The organism is Mesorhizobium sp. RIZ17 (genome assembly GCF_051127865.1).
Classification (GTDB): domain Bacteria; phylum Pseudomonadota; class Alphaproteobacteria; order Rhizobiales; family Rhizobiaceae; genus Mesorhizobium; species Mesorhizobium humile.
This window is the reverse complement of the sequence record NZ_CP147861.1, coordinates 5,773,447-5,789,785: the sequence shown is the minus strand read 5'-3', so window position 1 is coordinate 5,789,785 and position 16,339 is coordinate 5,773,447. Positions and strand designations below refer to the sequence as shown.

Below are 16,339 nucleotides of genomic sequence, written 5' to 3'. Positions count from 1 at the left end.
CCAAACTTTCCCAACTCGAACCTATCGGTCCAAGGAGCCAGATCATGGCTGGCTGCGGTCGACGTCCGCGATTTGGGATTGAGCCCGGTCGTCGTGGGAGAAGAACTGAACCTTGTCCAGTTGACGGCGTAGGGCGATCCTATGGCGCGTACACTGATGCTCTCGGACAATCCTGAAGACGTACGAAAGCTAACTGAATCCTATATTCAGTCTGGGAACCTCAACTTCCTGGTCGGGTCCGGAGCTTCTATGCCCGCGATTAAGGTCGCGGGAACCATCGAGGCGGAGATCAACAGTCTGCTGATCGGCGGTAACGTCGCAGACGCCGATCTCATGGCGCTCGAGTTCATCGAGGAACTCGTGGAGACGAACGTCGATCTGCTGGCGGACATCGACGACCAAGCCATCACCGAGACGCTAGCGAATTACACCGACTTCCTTTCCGCAGTGGACGGCATTCTGTTCGAGCGGAAGAATATCCTGCTCCCCCGACAGGCGAACATCTTCACCACCAACTACGACCTTTTCATCGAGAAGGCGGCCTCCAAGCTTCCAAACGTAACCTTGAACGACGGCTTCGACCGAACATCAGCGGTTGGAAGCAGGTATGTGTTTTCGCCCGAGAAGTACTTTGACAGGACCTATCGATCTGGCAGCTCGAACGACCGGATCGCGGAACTACCCGTCACGAACCTGATAAAGGTGCACGGCTCTCTGAGTTGGCAACGCGACGGAGACATGGAAATCTGCTTCGCCTCAGATGGCGTCTCCCTTTCTGGCCACGTGCAGAAGAACAATCCAGATGCCGTATCCATCGCATTGGCCAAGCGGGCGGTGATCCTGCCCAATGTCCGCAAGTTCGAATCGACGCTTATTGAACGGGTTTATTTCGATTTGCTCCGCTTGTATTCGAACTGCTTGGACAGGGACAACGCGCTGCTCATCGCCTTCGGCTTCTCTTTCGCGGACGAGCATATCCTGGACATCACCCGCCGCGCGCTTCGCAATCCAACCGCCCAATTACTGATATTCGCCTATTCAAGCGCCAACGTTGCCGCGTTCTCGGACAAGTTCTCACAGAACCGGAATGTGACCGTTATCGATCCGGGCGCTGGACCTCCGACAGACTTCAAGGTCTTCAATTCGATCCTCCGTCAGGTGATTCCGCAAGGCGGCAGACCCGCATGAGCGACGTCCGTCTCCAAAAGGAGGCTGTCCTCCGGGTCGGCGAAGTCTCGGGCGTCACCGGGCGGCGCATCCTCGTGACTGTCGACAGGGACAAGAACCTGTCGGAGCTGTTTTATGACGGCGACCTCTTGAGGAACATCGCGGTAGGCAGCTACATCGACATCCGAAAGGGTTTCGTGAGTCTCATCGGGAAAGTTGACGGCGAGAACGCGAATCCGGATTTCTCACGATTGGAAGACCCCGAGCCGATGGTACGCGGGTGTCGTGTCCTCTCCATATCGCTGGTCGGCTTCATCGACCGGAAGGGTCATTTTTTCGGCGGGACGAAGGAACTGCCCCTTGTCGGCAACGAGGCCTTCCTGCTCACTCGCGATCGCGTGCTCCAGGTCCACAATCTGATCGCAGAGGACGGCATCGCCCTGCACATCGCGACGTCGGAGTACGAAGGCTATGACATTGCACTTCCGGTCGACGGACTGATGAACAGCCACATCGCCATTTTCGGTAACACGGGAAGTGGGAAGTCGAACACCCTCGCAACGCTCTACCAGCATTTCGTCACGGAACTCAGGGCGATCAACGCCGAGGCCTTCAACGAAAACTGTCGAATCGTGGTGCTCGACTTCAACGGCGAATACGCACATACGGATTGCATCGCTAGTGACAAGACAGTCTACAATCTCTCGACCCGCAACGACCAAGGAGACAAAATTCCGCTGAGCAACGCCGGACTGCTGGACATTGAAATGCTGTCAATCATCTCGGACGCCACGGAGAAAACTCAGAAGCCATTCCTGCGTCGCGCTCTGTCGCAGTACGAAAGGGTCATGGAGGGGAACGATCCGACCGAGCACCTGAGGAACATGATCCGTCAACAGGTTACGCAGATTCTCAGGATGTCCGACAAGGTCAGGGCCGACCTGCTTTTCGACTATCTGCGTCAGTTACTTCCTGAGCAGGACCCTGCTGGAAACGTAGTCGAAATAGCCATGGATCTGGAATGGCATAACAACACTTCGCAGTTCAGATGCGGTCAGCACTGGCTGCGCGATGATCCTGCCGCGATATTGAACACGGTTGTTTATCAGCATGTCGCCAATTTCGCATTCGCTGACGATATCATCGAGGATTTCGTCGCCTTCTCCTACGTCCAACTGATCTACGACGTGCTAGCGAACCGCGCTCAGAACGAGCACATCGCGCCGGTGATAAACAAGCTGCGCAGCAAGCAGAAGGACATCCGGAAGGTATTCGATCCTGCAATTCAGGGAGAGCTATTCGAAAGTAACATCATTGTAGTCAACCTCAACGACGTCAATCTGGAAATGAAGAAAACGATCCCGCTTCTTCTCTGCCGGCGCATCTACCAAGAACACAAGATGTTGTTCCAGGGAAAGACCCTCAACCTCGTGATCGACGAAGCTCACAACATCCTGTCTACCGAGTCCTCAAGAGAGACCGAGGGGTGGAAGGATTACCGCCTCGAGACATTCGAGGAGATCATCAAGGAAGGACGCAAGTTCGGCGTCTTCGTGACGATCGCCAGCCAAAGACCGAACGACATCTCGGCTACCATCACATCTCAGGCCCACAACTACTTCATCCATCGCCTAATCAACCAGAAGGACCTGCAGTCGATTGCGAGCGCCGTGTCCTACATCGATGAGCTCACGGAGGAGTCGATTCCGACGTTGCCGACGGGAACCTGCATCTTCAGCGGCATGGCAGGCCAGATGCCGTTAAAGCTCAACATCAAGGCTCTCGAACATCACCTTCAGCCCAAGAGTACCACGCTGCGCTTTGCCTCCTTGCTATCCCACGACGACTGACCGCGGCCGGCGCTTTGCCGTACACCAGATTAGCAGTTTGGGTAAACGGATTGGATTTCCGCTATTGGCGTGCAAGAGGCATTGCGCCGCCGCGGAGCTATGTCAGCTTTCGAGCGCGCGAGATGACGACCTCTACGACCGACTTGAGGGCGCGAAGCTGCCGTTCCTCATGCGTCGGGAACCAACCGACGAGGTTGCGTCGATTCAGCTGCCCACCCGAACAACTAATGCTGGATCGAACTCGGTGTTCTCACCCTCATAACCCCTCGGGTTGCACACCATGCGAGTATTGCCGACCTGGTAGTCGCAACTATCGTGGGTGTGGCCGTGGATCCATAGCGTCGGCCGTCCAGATTGGATGACTCCGGTCAAGTCGGAGGCATAGGCCGCGTTGAGGAGATCTCTCGTGAATCGTCTCGGAATGGACGACTGGTGCGGCAGGTGATGCGTCACCACTACGGTGGGAATGTTGGACGACCGTAAGGCGACCTCGATAAACCTTTTCGACTGCTGATGCAGTCCGTAGGCTGTCTCCGGCAGGAAGCGCTGCCAAGGATTCCGCTGGAGCGCGATCTGCCGATAGTCGTTCATCCTATCCTTAGCATACATCATCGCCAACCGCTGATGCCCCATGATGCGATAGTCGGTCCAAAGCGTGGCTCCGAGGAACCGGACGCCGTCGATGATGACAGCCTGGTTTTCGAGGAAGTGAACCGCGGGGAAACGAGCCGCGGCGGCGCGACCGTCCTCCAGTCCTTCCTTGATGGCGCCTTTGTAGAATTCGTGGTTCCCGGCGACATACACGCAAGGAATCACAGGGGCGATGTTCTGGGCCAGCCAGTACACGCCGTTAGCGGGCGCGCGGCAAAGGTCTCCGGCGACGATACAGACGTCAGCATCGGGAATGGAAAGCGGCTGCCGCAAGTCGGCGACTTCCAGATGCAGGTCGGAAAACAGCCAGATCTTCATGGGATCGAGTCCTTGGTTGGCGGTTACATACGCCGGGACTTGGAGGTGAATCCCCGACGGAGCGGGCGGTTTCAGGTTCTCGATCCGCGACGCCTATCCGGAGCGCTCTCCGGCTTCCTGCCTAGCGTGGTTGGAACGGGCCTCATGCTCCCCGTCCTCTCCATCCCCGCCTTCGTCGGTGTTTCCGTCGGCCAGACTGGCTTCGATCCGTTCCCGCGCGATCCTGAGCGAGGCGCCCAGCGTGTCTTTGGGGTCCCTGGCTAGATCGTCCCTGTTGCCTGTGTGGTTCGCGGCACTGACGAGTCCGGAGATTTCGGCGGCGGACAAATAGCCCGATCGTTCCAGGGCCTTCGCGACCGCGTCCAGTGCCGTCCGGTTCTGCTTCAGCAGGCCCCTTGCGTCCGACAGGGCACCATCGATGCGTTTCCTTACGCTGGCGAGCAGCCCGGGCACGACCGTGAGGGGGTCGTTGAGCCCGTCGGGAACGAAGACCGGACCCAGTTCGCCAAGCCCGAACCGAAGTTCGATGTTCTTCGCGAGTTCGGTCGCACGCGACAGGTCGGAGCCGGGCATGGCGCCTGCCCCGGCGGACGGGCTGCCGAGCAGGAGCTCTTCAGCCGCGCGGCCGGCCATGAGCATGACGATGATGTCGTTGCAATGCTTGAGCGATGCATTGCCGTCGATCCTTTCGATTTCGGTGAGGCCGCTCCGGTCGCCGATCGAGACGCCGACGACCTCCATACAGCCGAGCACGGTGGCAACGACGGCATGGCCCGCCTCGTGGACTGCAAGCAGCCGCCGGATTTGCTGGGACGGCGGCTCGCGTTTCGAGCGGACTTCGGCCAAAAGGTCATCGAGCCGCAGTGCCCGGCGGCCGCGGCGGGCGGCACCCCGGGCCCTCCGAACGAATGCTTCGACATCGGCTCCGGTGGCGCCACCGGCGGCAAGCGCTGCAGGCATAAGGTCAGCACCTGGAAGTTGAGCGCCGATGTGGTGGCGGAAGATTTTGGCGAGCGTCTTCACGTCGGGCTTCTGGATCGTGATCTCGTGGTCCAGTCGCCCGGCTCTTTTGACCGCCGGATCGATCATGTCTGGATGGTTCGTGGCTCCGATGACGACGACTCCCGGCCGCTCCTCGACGCCCTGCAGGAGTTCCAGCAAAAGATTCACGATCTGCGACCAGTACTCGACATAGTCTCCGGTCAGGCGCGCCCTGTCGGAGATCCCATCAAGCTCGTCTATGAAGAGAATGCACGGCGCGAGTCGACGTGCGCGCGAGAAGGCTTCCTTGATGGCTTGCAAGGTGCCGCCGAGGTGACTTGCCGAGTTCCAGTCGGCAACGCTTGTAGCCACCAGCGGCACCCGTGCGGATTTCGCAAGCGCACGGGCGTAGCTCGTCTTGCCAACCCCGGGAGGACCGCTAAGCAAGAGGCCTCGGTTGTCGACTTCATCCCAGCTGATCCGGCCGGCCTTATAGTCGGCGAAATCGGCGGCCAGGTCGAGGCCCCAGTCCTTTGCCTCGCCGTAGCCGTCAAGGTCCTCGAGTGCCGGACCTTCGGAATGGAATTCCCCTTTCTTGGCGATAAGGTCCTCAAGCCGCGCCAGGCATTCCTCAGGACTGCGGTCGGGCCTCAACGCAAGCACCAGATCCGCGATGTCGAGGAGCCGAATAGCCGCGGGATCTATGGAACGCTCCGCACGTTTGCCCGTGACCGCCTCAATGACGAGCGCCAGCGCGCTGTCATCGATCTCGGGCAGGACAAGATGATACTCCGCCGAGCGCATCAGGTCGCGCGGCAGCTGCCGCCGGGGATCCGGGGCAATGCCGATGATGGTCGAGCGCGCATGGAGAGCGCTGGCGATCATGTCGTTGCCGCTGTCCGGCTTGTGGCTCTTTTCCGTTCCGTCGCGTGCAACGACGAGCGCCTCGACCCCTCCGGACCGTGACTGGTGGAAGCTGGTCACGGCGACGCGCTCGGACGGCAAAGCGCAGGCAGTGATGACCTTCTCGACCGCGTCGACCCGGTCCGGCGCATGGGTGGCGATTGCGACAACCGGCGCGCCGCGCCGCAATATCCTCGTCAAGCCGGGCTCGGCCTCGATGGCGCGGGCGGTCAGCACGGCGACGGCGGCCAGATCGGGACGGATTGAGATTCGTTCTTCGGCAGGCGTGTCCATGAGTTCCTCGAGCAATACCTCGACCGGATCTAGGGGATCGCTCGATCCAGCTCGCAACATGGATTTCGAGTCCGTTCGGTCTTCCCGGGCGAGGATGTCGAGATACGCCCTGGCAAGGAGATCCGTTCTGACAACGTTCGCCTGCGCGGCTGGTGGGCGCGCCGTCATGGCAAGTCCTCCGTGTCGATCACCAGGTCCCAGCGGAAGCCATTGGCGCGCTCGGATGCGGATCTGAGATAGCCGCGTGGATTGCAGACGATCCTTGTCCGGCCGACCCTGACGTCACTGGGATGGTGCGTGTGGCCGCAGATCCAGAGAGCGGGCGCGGAATCGGAATTCAGGATGTCCTCGAACGCTGCCTTGCCGCAGGCGAAGAGATAGTTTGTGTCCCAGTCCGTATAGGCGGCCGGCGTGCAGTCCGGATGCGGAAGATGGTGGGTGACGACTACCGTTTGGCCGTCGAACGGGTTCGCGAGCTGGCGCTCGATGAAGCCACGGGTCATCCGATGGAATCCAAGCATCGCGGACGGCGACAGCGGCTTGCCATCGTCAAGCCAAATTCTGGAGAAGTCCGCCAGCTGCGAGGGAGCCCATTTCATCCGCAACGCAAAGTGGCTGTCGTCCTTCAGGTCCATCATGAAGTCGGTCCATAGGGTGCCGCCGACGAAGCGAACGCCGCCAAGCTCGATCACGTCGTCATCGAGTAGATGAAGCCGCTGCGGCCACGATCGGGACGCGGCGGCGATTTCTTTCATCAGAACGTGGCTGGCGGCCTTTGCCGACGGTGGCCAAACGCCACCGCTGAAGTAGAACTCGTGATTGCCAGGCACGAACACGATGGGCAGCCCGTAGCGCTCGATGAGCCATTGCGCGCATTCTCCGAGCTGGTCGGCAAGGCAGAGGTCGCCCGCGCATACGATGACGTCCGCCTCGGGAGCGCTGTCGACGAACATCGGGTTCTGCAGCTCAAGGTGGAGGTCGGATAGAATCCAGAGTTTCATGGCGGGTCATCTTTTCTGCAGATCAGTGTCGAGTGGGCGGACGGTTGCACTTCGACCTCCTGGCGCGTCTCCAGGAACTCCTCGACGATCTGGTTCCGGTACTCGGCATGTCTCCCGTTAGGCTCTCTCGGTCCGGATTACCTGGGCACAGCGATGCCCGTGCTTCGGGACCGTGAAGATCTTTCCCTTGCCTTGGCCATGGGTTGTTGGGCTGGCGGGGGCCAACTGGCGGTGGATTGCCGCGTTGCCGGGTCGCTCGACTGCAAGGATTCCTGCCTGAACCATTCGCCACGTCAGGACTCCCTTGCCGGGTCGTATGGCTCTCCGAGACGGAACCAGCGTGAAAGCGACCGGGCCAAGCCAAGTTGCGGCGAAAAGGCCCAGATATTTGAAGTCGCGATGGGTCGCCGGCAACCAGGCAGCAGTGGATGTCCCGTAGACAGGCCCTCAAGGCAAAACGCTGGTCGCACCCCAAGCCGCCAGTTTTCCAGGATCGGAGCGTCCGAAAGGGTGGCTTCATTGAACAATCGATCGCAATCAAACGGGCTTACTCCGAGCACCCATAGGTCGGCGACAAGGGCTTCTAGCTTGTTGATGTCTCGAATGATGGCATCACGATCGATCTCGCCTTTCGCTTTCCCGAAAAGGTGCATGATATCGCTTTCTCGCACTGCTGACGGCCGCTGGATTGCGGTCCGCATCTTCTAGGGCCCCCTCGCTGCTGGTTCCGCACCAGCCGAATCACCGGGCAGGTGCGACATCAAGGGGCTCTTCTCCTTCGATGTTGTATCACAGAGTACCTGATTCGAATCCTTGAGTCGATTATCTGATACATATTGTACCAATTGTTGACAACGGCGATAAGCGGCCGCTTCGTTGTCCAATGGAGTCATTTTCCGAGACTATCCAATTGATGCGGGTGGCACGTGCGCTGCTCGAGCTCAGCCAGGAGGACTTGGCCGAGCTTGCGGGGGTTGGACGTCAGACGATCGTTAGAATCGAAGCCGGTGGGAAAGGGGTTGCGTTCGATGTTGTCGGCAGGGTGCGAACGGCGCTCGAAGAGGCGGGCGTCGTATTCTTGCCGTCTGGCCCCGACCATGGTCCGAGCGTGGCTCTGCGAAGATCCGGAAAATCGAGAAAATCTAAGTAAGCGAACCGAATTTCGGCGGCTTCCGCTGCCAGTCGAGTGCGTCTCGGTTGCACCTACGCTCGAAGGGTGGCAACGTTCGTGCTCATGCCCGGGTTCCCGACGATCCCGACCGCTGGCGGTCCGCCGTATTCTTCCTGCCGGATGACACGCGCTGCGGCCGGAGATCGCATATGATGGTGATGCGCTGCGGCATATCGGCCCTGCGTTGAATGCCTTGTATTTGCTTCTACCGGCGAACGGGCAGCGCTGGGGTAGTTGGCACCAGAGCGCCACTCGGCAGGTGCTGATGCCTAGTTTATGAAGTTATCCAGTTCTGGCCGGCTTCCCAGACGACTTGGACGGCCCAGACAACTGGCGGAGCTGCCATGCAGACAAACGAAGCCAGGACCAAGCGGCCGGCTGCGTTGAAGGTTTTGAATTTGCGATTGGCGATGCGTGCCTGCACCGCCACCTGGACTGCGAGGTCCTGAAGATATTCGTCAGTAAAAGATTGGCTTTCTGCAGGGTAGTAACGCTGTTTGGCTGCCGGGCCGAAATCGTCGATCTCCAGGGTTGCAATGTGACCGAAGTAAAGAAGGTTGCTATGGTCTTTGCGTTCAGGGCGAAGATGGTGCAGCAATCTTGGAATAAAGGACGTGAGCGTCACCACCGCTGCCACGGCTAGCAGCGGTAGCGCCACCAGGAAGGCAGTTCGATAGCCCATTGGAGGCTCATCCGTGGAGCGGAGGATTCCGATAATGGTTCCCATCCAAACGGAGCAGAACGTAAGCAGTGCGGCGTTTTTGGCTTCCGCGAATTTCACGAGGTCCATCATACGACCGTGGTTGGCAGCCAAGGCCTTTTCATAGCTTTCCTGCTGATCGTTCTTAGCCATCGCAATTCCTATGCGGCTTTCGCCAGTTCAGTGCCGACAAGGTCCCGGAGGGCGCACTCATCCATCGTTCCGCAGCACTTCAGGGGCGAACCCTTGAATCTGGCGAAGAATTCCGCCTCGGCTAGGCGCCAGCCTTCAAGCGCTGCCGCGAGGTCTGCGAACACCTGAGCATGGTCGGAGCATGCCACCAGCGGTAATCCGCTTCCTCGGTCGCACTTGCACCTCTGGCGCAGGGTCATCACGCGGCCGCTCGCGACGTCGACTGTAAGCAGCCTTCTGCCGTCGAAAAGAAGCCGCAATCGATCGTGGCCGCCGAGCCTCCTTCGCAACGTCGTTAGACGCCCTACCTTCAATCCCTTCTCGAAAGCAGCGCCGACCCTTAGTGCGCTGGCTTCAGCCGCCGCTTGGTACCTTGCGGCTTCGGGTCCGTGAGCACGCGCCTCGCCTTTTCCGGGCCAACTTCGAAGCGCTCTCGCCGTGCGTTGCCTGAGAAGGAAGATGAGCAGCTTTCCCCACCATCGTCCGGCAGCCTCCGCGTCGGTGATTTCATGGGGTTCGACCTCGGCCCAATAGAGACAGAACGTGCCGTCAAAGTTGATGTGGCGCTCCGGGCAGAAGGAGGGGAGGTGTTCGGCTTTTGCTTCCTTGGCGACTATCTTGTCTCCGGTATCAATGACCTTGATAAGAAACCGCGTCGCGGGTGCACCGGACGCGTTGACCGGCTGAACGGCAAAGATCGCAACATTGCCGTCCAGCCTCACCAGATCCGAGTGGTTGTCGCGTGCAGTCTCAGCCAGGAGGGCGAGGGCTGACATTGCCGTCAGCGCCCCTCCGAGTGTGGGCGGAACGGTTCCTCGGCAGCCTTGGCAATAGCCGGGCTCTTCACGGCATAAGCGGCGGCATGCGCTGCTTTGGCCACCTTGTCGCCTTCGGCCGTGAGCGCTTCAAGCACCACGTCGTAGGTCAGCCCGGATTTCCGACGCGTTGTCCCGAAGAGTGTCCGTACGGATTCCGGGCCCGCATCAAACGCCACCTTTCCGATCGCGGTTTGCTCGCCATTGCAGCGCTTCTGCTCGGCTTCTGAATTGAGGACGGCGCGACCTGTGGAGCAACGAACGCGCTCGCCCTGCATGCCAAGTCGGGTAAACGCCGTCGGGCCGAATTCAAAGCCTATTGCTAGCCCGAGATCGTCGGTGTCCACGTCATTCGCTCCAAGCCTTTCGAGCGCCAGATCGAAGCTGCTGCGCAGGCCTCCGGCACACAGGGTCGAGGTAGACACCGTATCCTCGTCGTACGTCTGGTGGGCTGTTCCCTCCATTACGTGGCCGTGGATGCAATCTCCGATGAAGCGAATGCGCCGTCCCAAGAAATCGGAGGAGAGAACCCGGTCGAGTTCCGAACGGATGACGTGGAGACAGCGGACGACGTCTTCCGGTTCGTCATCGATGTGTGCGTCGACATAAGCCGTGAAGTTGTCGACATCGGCGTACACCGAAACCGTGTCCATCCGCCTCGAGTTTCCGGGCGTGAGGACCGAGATATCAAGGTCGCGCAAAGGGGGAGTCGCCCGGCTGAACACGAAAGCGCCGATCGGGTTTTTCTTGTTGTCAGCACGCCAGTCGGACACGACGGAATCCTTACTCAGGCCAAGATTCGCCGCCTCTTGGCAATCTGCGATTTCGGCTTCAGTGAGTGGCGTGAGAGGGACGTCTTCGTCGTCAAGCTCTTCGAGCCCGATTGCCTTCCTCGCCTCATTGCTCAGATATATGCCGGTGTCGCTCCCATTCGATGCGATCTTCGCTGCCATGTTGGCGGGGCGACCTAGGAACAGGGGTTCACGGTTGCCGTTGCGGCCGTTGTTGACGACGAGCGCCCGGCCACTGTCGATGCCAATTCGAACTTCGGCTGCCGGGATGTTCTCGTCGTCATCCCCGGTTTCGAGCAGGACGTCGCTGATCAGCTGTGCGATGGCGACGGCGCGGTTAACGCGGTCGTCTTCCGCGTCTTCGCCATAGGGCTTGGCGATGACGGCATGAAGTCGCTGATTGTGGAAGTCCACCCGGATTGCGTCGGAGGCGGCCAGAATGCGATGGACGGCCCGATAATGAAGGTTGAGGAAGCGCAGCGTTCGCTTGTGGCAGGTTTCGCCTTCCGACTGCGTGCTTTCCAGCATGCCTTTCAGGTTCAGGATGTCGACATAGAGGTGAACCGCATCCATGCGGTACGCCTTGTTTGTCGGTATCGATTTCAGCGATGTGTCCCGCTTGTAGTCCACGACGGTCACTGACTCGACTTCCTTGATGCGCGCGTCAATCGCGTCCTTCGCGCGATCGTATTTCCAGTTGTTCGACATGCTTACTCCTATGACAAAGGGCGCTTGGGATCGCCCAGGAACTTCGCAATGAATTCAAGTGAGTTCACACCGGACGCCGGCGCCACGTGCTGCGACGAAATCAATCCCGTTGATTGTGCGGTCTTTTAGTTCGCTCGGAATGCGTTCAATTCCTGATTTGTTCCCTTTGGCATTCCCGGGCGCGAAAAGCGCGCCCGGGAATTGAATTTTCCGGCCTATTGTCCGAGGTGAGCAGAGTTCGTGGGTCGAATGAGCGATCTACCTTGACGTTGACCGAGATTTAGTGACGCGTCAGCCTGAACAAGGGTGATTGGTGCCTAAAAAAGGAAAATTATGGCCTGCTTTGCAGTGGTGGTGGTGGCACCTGAGTCTCAGCTGCACCCGCTCGTCGAGCCACACGTGTCGCACTTCTCGCAGGTGCCGTTCCGCACCATGGTGAAGTTGTGGCACTCGGAGCATTCGTTGCCGGTGTAGCCCTGGAGCAGCGACTGCTGGCGCCTCGTCGCGGCGAGTTTCTTCGCCTCGGCGGCCTCGTTGGCCGCGGCGTCGGTGAAGAGGGCCTCGGTGCCGCCGGCGGCTTCGGCTTCTTCTTCCACCATGTCCTCGGCCAGTTCCCGGGCGCGCTCCTCATAGTCGCGCTTGTAGGCGAGCGCCTCGTCGCTGGCCGGCTTCAGCGCCAGCACGTTGGAACCGACGAAGGCGGTCGGCGCGGCGCGGGCAGGGGCGGTGGTCGGAGCCGATCCGCCGAAGCCCTTCGGCTCGGAGCCGATGCCCGACACCAGCTTCACCGGCGAGGCGCCGCGATAGAGGCCCTTGGAGAAGGGCGTCGCCTTGCCTTCGGTGATGCCGCGGCCGAGCGCCGTCTTGTCGAAGTCCGACTGGTCGACATGGGCGAGGTCGTGGCGGCCGAGATAGGAGACGGCAAGCTCGCGGAACACGTAATCGAGGATCGACGTGGCGTTCTTGATCGCGTCGTTGCCCTGCACCATGCCGGCCGGCTCGAACTTGGTGAAGGTGAAGGCCTCGACATATTCGTCGAGCGGCACGCCATATTGCAGGCCGAGCGAGATCGCGATGGCGAAGTTGTTCATCATCGCGCGGAAGGCTGCGCCTTCCTTGTGCATGTCGATGAAGATCTCGCCGAGGCGGCCGTCATCGAATTCGCCGGTCCTGAGATACACCTTGTGGCCGCCCACGACGGCCTTCTGGGTGTAGCCCTTGCGGCGGTTCGGCAGTTTCTCGCGGTCGCGGTAGAGGCGCTCGATGACGCGCTCGACGATCTTTTCCGTCACCTGCACGGCGCGCTGGGCGGCGGGCGCGGCGATCAGCTGCTCGACCGCCTCATCCTCATCCTCCTCGCCATCGGCGAGCAGCGAGGCGTTGAGCGGCTGCGACAGCTTCGAGCCGTCGCGATAGAGCGCGTTGGCCTTCAGCGCCAGCTTCCAGGACAGTATATAGGCGTTCTTGGCGTCCTCGACCGTCGCCTCGTTCGGCATGTTGATGGTCTTGGAGATGGCGCCCGAGATGAAGGGCTGGGCTGCCGCCATCATCAGGATGTGGCTGTTGATCGACAGCGAACGCTTGCCGATCTTGCCGCAGGGGCTGGCGCAGTCGAACACCGGCAGGTGCTCGGCCTTCAGGAAGGGCGCGCCTTCGAGCGTCATGGCGCCGCAGACATGGATGTTGGCGGCGTCGATGTCTTTCTTCGAGAAGCCGAGAGCCGGCAGCATCTCGAAGGAGATGTCGCCGAGCTGTTCGTCGGTGAAGCCGAGCGTCTCCTTGACCCAGTCGGCGCCGAGCGTCCATTGGTTGAACACGAACTTGATGTCAAAGGCCGACTTCAGCGCCGCATTGAGCGCCGCGATCTTCTCATCGGTGAAACCCTTGGTCTTGAGCGAGGACGGGTTGATGCCGGGCGCCTGGTTGAGGTTGCCGTGGCCGACCGCGTAAGCCTCGATCTCGGCGATCTGGCTTTCGGAGTAGCCCAGCGTGCGCAGCGCTTCCGGCACGGCGCGGTTGATGATCTTGAAGTAGCCGCCGCCGGCGAGCTTCTTGAACTTCACCAGGGCGAAGTCGGGCTCGATGCCGGTGGTGTCGCAATCCATGACGAGGCCGATCGTGCCGGTCGGCGCGATCACGGTTGCCTGCGCGTTGCGGTAGCCGTGCTCTTCGCCGAGCTCGATGGCGCGGTCCCAGGCGGCGCGGGCATGCTCGGCCAAAGCCTGCTGCTTCAGGTCGGAAGCGACCAGCGGCACCGGATTGACGGCGAGCTTCTCGTAGCCGTCCTTGTCGCCATAGGCGGCGCGGCGGTGGTTGCGCATGACGCGCAGCATGTTCTGGGCGTTGCGGTCATAGTCCGGGAAGGCGCCGAGCTCGGAGGCCATCTCGGCCGAGGTCGAGTAGGCGACGCCGGTCATGATGGCGGTGAGCGCGGCGCAGATGGCGCGGCCCTCGTCGGAGTCGTAAGGGATGCCCGAGGTCATCAGCAGGCCGCCGATGTTGGCGTAGCCGAGGCCGAGCGTGCGGTAGTCGTAGGAGAGCTTGGCGATCTCCTTGGACGGGAACTGCGCCATCATCACCGAGATTTCGAGCACGACGGTCCACAGGCGAACGGTGTGCTCGTAGGCGGCGATGTCCATCGTGCCGTCGGCATTGCGGTAGGGCAGGAGGTTGATCGAGGCGAGGTTGCAGGCCGTGTCGTCGAGGAACATGTATTCCGAGCACGGGTTGGAGGCCCGGATCGCACCGGCGGAAGCGCAGGTGTGCCAGTCGTTCATCGTCGTGTTGAAGTGCAGGCCCGGATCGGCGGAAGCCCAGGCGGCATAGCCGATCTTTTCCCACAGGTCGCGCGCCTTCAGCGTCTTCAGCACCTTGCCGTCCTTGCGGGCGGTGAGCTGCCAGTCGCCATCGGCCTCGACGGCGCGCAGGAAGTTGTCCTTCAGCGACACCGAATTGTTGGAGTTCTGGCCGGAGACGGTGAGATAGGCATCCGAATCCCAGTCGGTGTCGTAGGTCTTGAACGACATCGAGGTGTAGCCCTGGCGGGCAAACTGGATGACGCGGTAGATATAGTTCTCCGGCACGCCGTCCTTCTTGGCCGCCTTGATCTCGCGCTTCAGCGCGGTGTTCAGAGCCGGGTCGAAGCAGTCGTCGTCATGGCCTTCGCAATTGACGCAGGCCTTCATGATGGCTTCGAGATGCTTCTTGACGATCTTCGAGCCGGTCACCAGCGAGGCGACCTTCTGCTCTTCATTGACCTTCCAGTCGATGAAGTCCTCGATATCGGGATGGTCGGCGTCGACGATGACCATTTTTGCCGCGCGGCGCGTCGTGCCGCCCGACTTGATGGCGCCCGCCGCGCGGTCGCCGATCTTGAGGAAGCTCATCAGGCCGGACGAACGGCCGCCGCCGGAAAGCTTTTCGCCTTCGCCGCGCAGCATCGAGAAATTCGAGCCGGTGCCGGAACCGTATTTGAACAGGCGCGCCTCACGCACCCACAGATCCATGATGCCGCCCTCGTTGACGAGGTCGTCCTGCACGCCCTGGATGAAGCAGGCATGCGGCTGCGGGTGCTCGTAGGAGGACTTCGACTTGGTCAGCTTGCCGGTGAAGGGGTCGACATAGAAATGGCCCTGGCTCGGGCCGTCGATGCCGTAGGCCCAGTGCAGGCCGGTGTTGAACCATTGCGGCGAGTTCGGCGCCACGCGCTGGGTGGCGAGCATATAGGCAAGCTCGTCGCGGAAGGCGCGCGCGTCATCCTCGGACTTGAAGTAGCCGCCCTTGTAGCCCCAATAGGTCCAGGTGCCGGCCAGCCGGTCGAAGACCTGACGGGCGTCGGTTTCCGAACCATAGCGCTCGGCTTCGGGCAGCTTGGCGAGCTCGGCCTCGTCGGCGACCGAGCGCCACAGGAAGGAGGGGACGTCGTTCTCCTCGACCTTCTTCAGGCGCGCCGGCACGCCGGCCTTGCGGAAATACTTTTGGGCCAGGATGTCGGCCGCGACCTGGCTGAACTGCGCCGGCACGTCGATGTTGTCGAGGCGGAACACCACCGAGCCGTCGGGATTCTTGATCTCCGACAAAGCCTTGCGGAATTCGATCTCCGCATAGGCAGATTGGCCTTCCTTGGTGAAGCGACGCTCGATGCGCATTGGTCCGGTCCCTTTGTGTCTATATATAGCGCTTCTCCGCGGGGATTTCTGCCCCACCAGCCGAAAAGCGCAGTCCGCCGTTTGCCGGCATTGCGAGCAGCGCCGGCACTCTCCTCGTCGCAAGTGCCGGCACGCAGACAGCAAAACGCTTTCCCAAGCGTTTGCCGAGGCTGCAGGCCGACCCTCACGGGTCCCTAAACTGAAACTTTTGTCGATTCCCTCCGTAGAGGGAGGTTCACACTATCTAGCGTCTAGCCTGCCTGCAAACACTAAATATAGTGTTAACAGATCATTTTTTCCAGGCCGACAATTCTCCCTTTCGCCCACCCAAGCCCTAACGATCCCAACGCTTCCGCCAGCCTCGTGAACAGGCGGAAATTCGGGCAAAACGCACAAAATCCGGGAAAAAAGACCGGCCTCAGAATTCTCCGGTCGCGCCCGCAACAGGAGCGCATGGCCCATAAAAAGCGACTCGGTCCGACCCGTCAAGGATTCGTTTTTGTAGCTTTTGTGACCCCAACATCTTGTGTGTCACATATGTGGATAACGGGGACACAGGAAGCTCGGCTTCGCAGGCACTTGACGCGGTTTGTCAATCTGCCGCGAAGCGTGTCGGGCGTCGGCTTTTCATTTTAGCTGGCTTGCACTA

The 16,339-nt window shown here is 60.6% G+C and carries 11 protein-coding genes; 3 read left to right on the top strand and 8 right to left on the bottom strand.

What is annotated here, in order from left to right:
• The first annotated feature begins 141 nt into the window (after positions 1 to 141).
• Positions 142 to 1,188 carry an SIR2 family protein gene (locus WDX12_RS28170; protein ID WP_434722776.1) on the top strand — a complete coding sequence of 349 codons (1,047 nt, stop codon included), beginning with the start codon at positions 142 to 144 and terminating at the stop codon, positions 1,186 to 1,188.
• Entirely contained in the window at positions 1,185 to 3,017 is a 1,833-nt protein-coding gene (locus tag WDX12_RS28165) for an ATP-binding protein (protein WP_434722775.1), read from the top strand. The genes WDX12_RS28170 and WDX12_RS28165 overlap by 4 nt, the downstream gene beginning before the upstream one ends.
• A gap of 204 nt (positions 3,018 to 3,221) precedes the next feature.
• Here WDX12_RS28165 and WDX12_RS28160 read toward each other — a convergent pair whose 3' ends face one another.
• The 4 genes from WDX12_RS28160 to WDX12_RS28145 all read right to left on the bottom strand — a co-directional run bounded on the left by WDX12_RS28160 (position 3,222) and on the right by WDX12_RS28145 (position 7,818).
• Positions 3,222 to 3,986, bottom strand: coding sequence for a metallophosphoesterase (locus WDX12_RS28160; protein WP_434722774.1), 765 nt, complete (start codon positions 3,984 to 3,986; stop codon positions 3,222 to 3,224).
• A gap of 93 nt (positions 3,987 to 4,079) precedes the next feature.
• On the bottom strand, positions 4,080 to 6,332 hold the full coding sequence (locus WDX12_RS28155) for an AAA family ATPase (protein ID WP_434722773.1): 2,253 nt from the start codon (positions 6,330 to 6,332) through the stop codon (positions 4,080 to 4,082).
• Positions 6,329 to 7,165, bottom strand: coding sequence for a metallophosphoesterase (locus tag WDX12_RS28150; RefSeq protein WP_434722772.1), 837 nt, complete (start codon positions 7,163 to 7,165; stop codon positions 6,329 to 6,331). The genes WDX12_RS28155 and WDX12_RS28150 overlap by 4 nt, the downstream gene beginning before the upstream one ends.
• 293 nt (positions 7,166 to 7,458) lie before the next feature.
• Positions 7,459 to 7,818: a DUF6634 family protein gene (locus tag WDX12_RS28145; RefSeq protein WP_434725719.1), complete on the bottom strand. Its 360-nt coding sequence runs from the start codon at positions 7,816 to 7,818 to the stop codon at positions 7,459 to 7,461.
• 230 nt (positions 7,819 to 8,048) lie between these two features.
• Here WDX12_RS28145 and WDX12_RS28140 point away from each other — a divergent pair, with 230 nt between their 5' ends.
• Positions 8,049 to 8,315: a helix-turn-helix transcriptional regulator gene (locus WDX12_RS28140; protein ID WP_434722771.1), complete on the top strand. Its 267-nt coding sequence runs from the start codon at positions 8,049 to 8,051 to the stop codon at positions 8,313 to 8,315.
• A gap of 295 nt (positions 8,316 to 8,610) precedes the next feature.
• Here WDX12_RS28140 and WDX12_RS28135 read toward each other — a convergent pair whose 3' ends face one another.
• From WDX12_RS28135 to WDX12_RS28120, 4 genes are all read right to left on the bottom strand, one after another.
• Positions 8,611 to 9,189 (bottom strand): Pycsar system effector family protein, encoded by a 579-nt coding sequence (locus WDX12_RS28135; RefSeq protein WP_434722770.1) that lies wholly within the window; start codon positions 9,187 to 9,189, stop codon positions 8,611 to 8,613.
• 8 nt (positions 9,190 to 9,197) lie between these two features.
• Positions 9,198 to 10,004, bottom strand: a complete 807-nt coding sequence (locus tag WDX12_RS28130; protein WP_434722769.1) for an E2 domain-containing protein — start codon at positions 10,002 to 10,004, stop codon at positions 9,198 to 9,200.
• A 5-nt stretch (positions 10,005 to 10,009) separates the two neighbouring features.
• Complete coding sequence (locus WDX12_RS28125; RefSeq protein ID WP_434722768.1) at positions 10,010 to 11,542, bottom strand: transcriptional regulator; 1,533 nt, start codon at positions 11,540 to 11,542, stop codon at positions 10,010 to 10,012.
• A gap of 371 nt (positions 11,543 to 11,913) precedes the next feature.
• Positions 11,914 to 15,690 carry a vitamin B12-dependent ribonucleotide reductase gene (locus WDX12_RS28120; protein WP_434722767.1) on the bottom strand — a complete coding sequence of 1,259 codons (3,777 nt, stop codon included), beginning with the start codon at positions 15,688 to 15,690 and terminating at the stop codon, positions 11,914 to 11,916.
• Positions 15,691 to 16,339 lie beyond the last annotated feature (649 nt).

Bases quoted from the DNA above. Each gene is read 5' to 3' on its own strand.
- WDX12_RS28170 (WP_434722776.1), top strand. From the start codon at position 142: ATGGCGCGTACACTGATGCTCTCGGACAATCCTGAAGACGTACGAAAG.
- WDX12_RS28135 (WP_434722770.1), bottom strand. From the start codon at position 9,189: ATGGCTAAGAACGATCAGCAGGAAAGCTATGAAAAGGCCTTGGCTGCC.
- WDX12_RS28150 (WP_434722772.1), bottom strand. From the start codon at position 7,165: ATGAAACTCTGGATTCTATCCGACCTCCACCTTGAGCTGCAGAACCCG.
- WDX12_RS28130 (WP_434722769.1), bottom strand. From the start codon at position 10,004: ATGTCAGCCCTCGCCCTCCTGGCTGAGACTGCACGCGACAACCACTCG.
- WDX12_RS28160 (WP_434722774.1), bottom strand. From the start codon at position 3,986: ATGAAGATCTGGCTGTTTTCCGACCTGCATCTGGAAGTCGCCGACTTG.
- WDX12_RS28155 (WP_434722773.1), bottom strand. From the start codon at position 6,332: ATGACGGCGCGCCCACCAGCCGCGCAGGCGAACGTTGTCAGAACGGAT.
- WDX12_RS28125 (WP_434722768.1), bottom strand. From the start codon at position 11,542: ATGTCGAACAACTGGAAATACGATCGCGCGAAGGACGCGATTGACGCG.
- WDX12_RS28145 (WP_434725719.1), bottom strand. From the start codon at position 7,818: ATGCACCTTTTCGGGAAAGCGAAAGGCGAGATCGATCGTGATGCCATC.
- WDX12_RS28140 (WP_434722771.1), top strand. From the start codon at position 8,049: ATGGAGTCATTTTCCGAGACTATCCAATTGATGCGGGTGGCACGTGCG.
- WDX12_RS28165 (WP_434722775.1), top strand. From the start codon at position 1,185: ATGAGCGACGTCCGTCTCCAAAAGGAGGCTGTCCTCCGGGTCGGCGAA.
- WDX12_RS28120 (WP_434722767.1), bottom strand. From the start codon at position 15,690: ATGCGCATCGAGCGTCGCTTCACCAAGGAAGGCCAATCTGCCTATGCG.